Origin of the sequence: Clostridium sp. (assembly GCF_036569345.1) — a bacterium.
Lineage (GTDB): Bacteria > Bacillota > Clostridia > Clostridiales > Clostridiaceae > Clostridium_AD.
In genome coordinates this window covers 1-3,242 of record NZ_DATCQT010000112.1, presented here as the reverse complement: position 1 = coordinate 3,242, position 3,242 = coordinate 1, and the positions used below count along the sequence as shown (strand labels likewise).

At 27.5% G+C, this 3,242-nt stretch carries 3 protein-coding genes; all 3 read right to left on the bottom strand.

The window, feature by feature from the left end:
• Nucleotides 1-42: 42 nt before the first annotated feature.
• On the bottom strand, nucleotides 43-1,998 hold the full coding sequence (locus VIM70_RS11150) for an SEC-C metal-binding domain-containing protein (RefSeq protein WP_331945836.1): 1,956 nt from the start codon (nucleotides 1,996-1,998) through the stop codon (nucleotides 43-45).
• A gap of 431 nt (nucleotides 1,999-2,429) precedes the next feature.
• On the bottom strand, nucleotides 2,430-2,963 hold the full coding sequence (locus VIM70_RS11145) for a DUF3368 domain-containing protein (protein ID WP_331945835.1): 534 nt from the start codon (nucleotides 2,961-2,963) through the stop codon (nucleotides 2,430-2,432).
• Nucleotides 2,964-3,242, bottom strand: a 279-nt coding sequence (locus VIM70_RS11140; RefSeq protein ID WP_331945834.1) for a UPF0175 family protein, incomplete at its 5' end; no start/stop codon positions are given.

Genomic DNA, 3,242 nt, shown 5'->3' with positions numbered 1-3,242 from the left:
TCATCTTTAGCTTAAATTCATAGTATAACTATCTTTTTCCCATTAAAATAACTGAATAACCTTAGAACCACAACATTTCTTATATTTTTTACCACTTCCACATATACAAGTATCATTTCTTCCTATCTTAGGAGTAGCAGAATTATTATATTCTGAATTTAATTCGTTTAAAGTATAGCCTTTTAATCTCCAAAGTCTAATGTTATTTATAAAACTATTTATTTCTACTAATAATTCTTGAATATCATTTTCACTTACATCTCCCAATGCACCTACAATGTTCTCTACTACATCTTCTTTTTCATTTTCTTGAATATCATTATATAAATTAATTATAATCATTTCAATTTGTGTATCATCTATTTTCCAATTATTCTTTAAATACTTTTTTAATCTCATTCCTATTTTATTTTCAATTAAATATTCTGCATTGGCAGCTTCAAATAACTCATCCTTTTTTATAATACAGAAATCTCTATCACTTGAAATATTCTCTCTTGTATTAATAATATGGACAATATCTCCTAGCGGGGTCAATATACTACTAGCTATGTTACCTTCTATTATATACTCACCATAATAATCTGCACCACTTATGATTATTCCGTAAATATCTGTTTGATCCAAAGAATAGTCAACATAATTATTAAGCATTTTTATAAAATCCTCCATAAATAACACGCCATAGTTATAGGTCATTCCCCAAAACAACTTTATTAGTTCTGTATTTTTAGCTAATATTTTTCTATACTCATCATTATCTAAGGATTTTATAGCATTTATTGTTTCATTTGGCATGATTAAATATATACCATCTGCTCTCATAGCTGCAAATAAAAATCCAGATTCTAAAAAATAATCTAAATTTGATGTGAGATTTTGATCTTCAAAGGATATATACCCATGGTTTTCAACTATGCTCTTTAAAAATTCATATCTTTCACTATCAATTAAACATAGTGCCTTTGTTATTTTTTCTTCATATACCTCTAAAAGTCTTTCTACTAATTGCCCTTTATTAAACTTAGATACCTTCGTAATATTTAGAATTGATGTTATTTTTAATAATTCAGCTTTTGTATTACATTCTAATAATTCTCTTAAATCATGTGTAAACTTCCCTCTTTTCACTCTATTTAATAATATATTTGCTTTATTTTCAATTTCTAAATTCATATCATCCATTGTAATATCCATAAGAGAAGCAAAATCCCCTTCATAATTATCTTTATCAAATTTATCATCCTCTATAAATGGGACAATATCCTTTTTCCCCTTTGTTTTAGGTTTCTTAAACTTAAAATTATTTCCTGGTAAATACTGTTTTTCTGTATCTCTGTTACCTACATATCCACAAACTCCATCTCTAGGTGAATTTGTATATTCAAATTCACCTACCATATCAGAATCTTCATCTATACAATCTTCACAAAAATACTTTTCTTCTTCATAATCAAAATATTTTGCCTTTTGATTACAATTGCAACAAAAATTTTGTATTTCTTCATTTCTAGCTAATATTTCTATTTGACTATGATTTTCCGCTGTAAAATATTCATCTATAACCTCAATTTTTAATGTAGTAGTAGAACCAAAATCATAGTCATATCTAAATTTATAACCTACAGAAATCACCTGTCTTAATTTAAAATCCATTGTTTCAGTATGTGAGAAAATTTCAAATTCATCGTCCACTGAAGAATCATAGTTTACGTCATCTATAATGAAACTACTTAAGTGTCCACAGCATTCTAACCATATATCCCTTAAAAAACTATCCAAATTCTTTAAAGTTAAATCTATATCTATAGCTATATACAAACTATACTCTTTTGATCCATACTGTGGAACTATAGACAAAATATATTGACTCTTAGTTTTTTTAGAACTAGCCATAGATTCTTCAATTTTTTCTTTTCTAACTTTGCAACCTTTAACATGTTTTTTAACAGTTCTTTCTGATAATTTCTCATTGCAATAATAACATTTACCTTTCAAATCATATCTTCTCCATTTCTTTTTCTTAAATTTAATAACATCATTATATCTATTATAGATTATATACTAAAATCTTTATATTATAAATTATTAACAAATTCCTTAAATTTTATAATAAGTCTAATTGCAAACACAAAAATAAGAATTGCCCTATAGTGCTTACACCTCGTATAGGAGAAATGGCAAGAATATCTAGGTTTTCAATAGATGAAATAAATGAAAACAAAATAGATATATATTCATTGGTAATATCATTTAATTTTTTCTTGAAAAAGATGGCTCCTGCACAATACAGAAACCATCTCTTAGCCTGTTAGCACCTTTTTTTAGAGTGTCCTTGACATAGGTACCAGTTTATCACTGGCTATCGCCAAGTTTTTTGTTTCTCTTTTACCAAATTTCTCAACTCTCCAACCCAACCTCTCATCTACTTAATCCGCATCAGATGTCCCATCTTCTCCTACATCTAATAAAATAGCATTGTATAGTTTTTTAGAAATTCTATAGTTATTTTCTATTAAGCCATCTAAATAAGGTTTTAACGTTTCAATTGCGCCTGATAATTTAGCAAATTTCAAAATACCCAAAAGTCCTGTAGGTTCTAACATTAATGCTTCTGCTAAACTTCTTGCTGATTTTTCATCAATTAGCAAATACTCTAAATTTAGTTCTTTAGCTCCTGCTATTACTTCCAATTCACCTCTATGTAATTTTCCCATAAATCTATTTACAAATAATTCGTCTTTTACATGATAAACTTTAATAAGCCCCTTTTCTATAGCACCGTGTAATTCTTCTGTCCCTATTCTTTTATTGTTTTGACTTTTAATGACTTCATTATAAACTGCTTCTGGAATAAGTACTTCTTCAAATATAATCCAAAGTAATTCTAATTTACCTATTCCAGACAACCCAATAATAGGACTTGAATTACACATTACAGTATTTAATTTTTTTATGCTCATCTATTGTCCTATCTCCTTTAACATCTTTTTTATAACCAAGTCATCTTGTTTTTTATGCTCATCAGTATATTCCCCCCAAGGAATTCCTTGTTTTTCAAGTACATCCATGAAATCTAAAAGTGATATTCCTGAAAGCTCTGCTGCTTTTTCAAATGTTACTGTTCTACTAGTAAATAAGTTTAACGCAAAAGCTAGCCTAACCTTTTGGTCTATAGAATCCCCCGAAATTTTATTTAAAAAAGGTATAAACTCTTCTGGTAAAGTTACTTCAAATGTAGT

Excerpts from the sequence above, each read along its gene's own strand:
- VIM70_RS11145 (WP_331945835.1), bottom strand. The coding sequence starts at position 2,963 with ATGAGCATAAAAAAATTAAATACTGTAATGTGTAATTCAAGTCCTATT.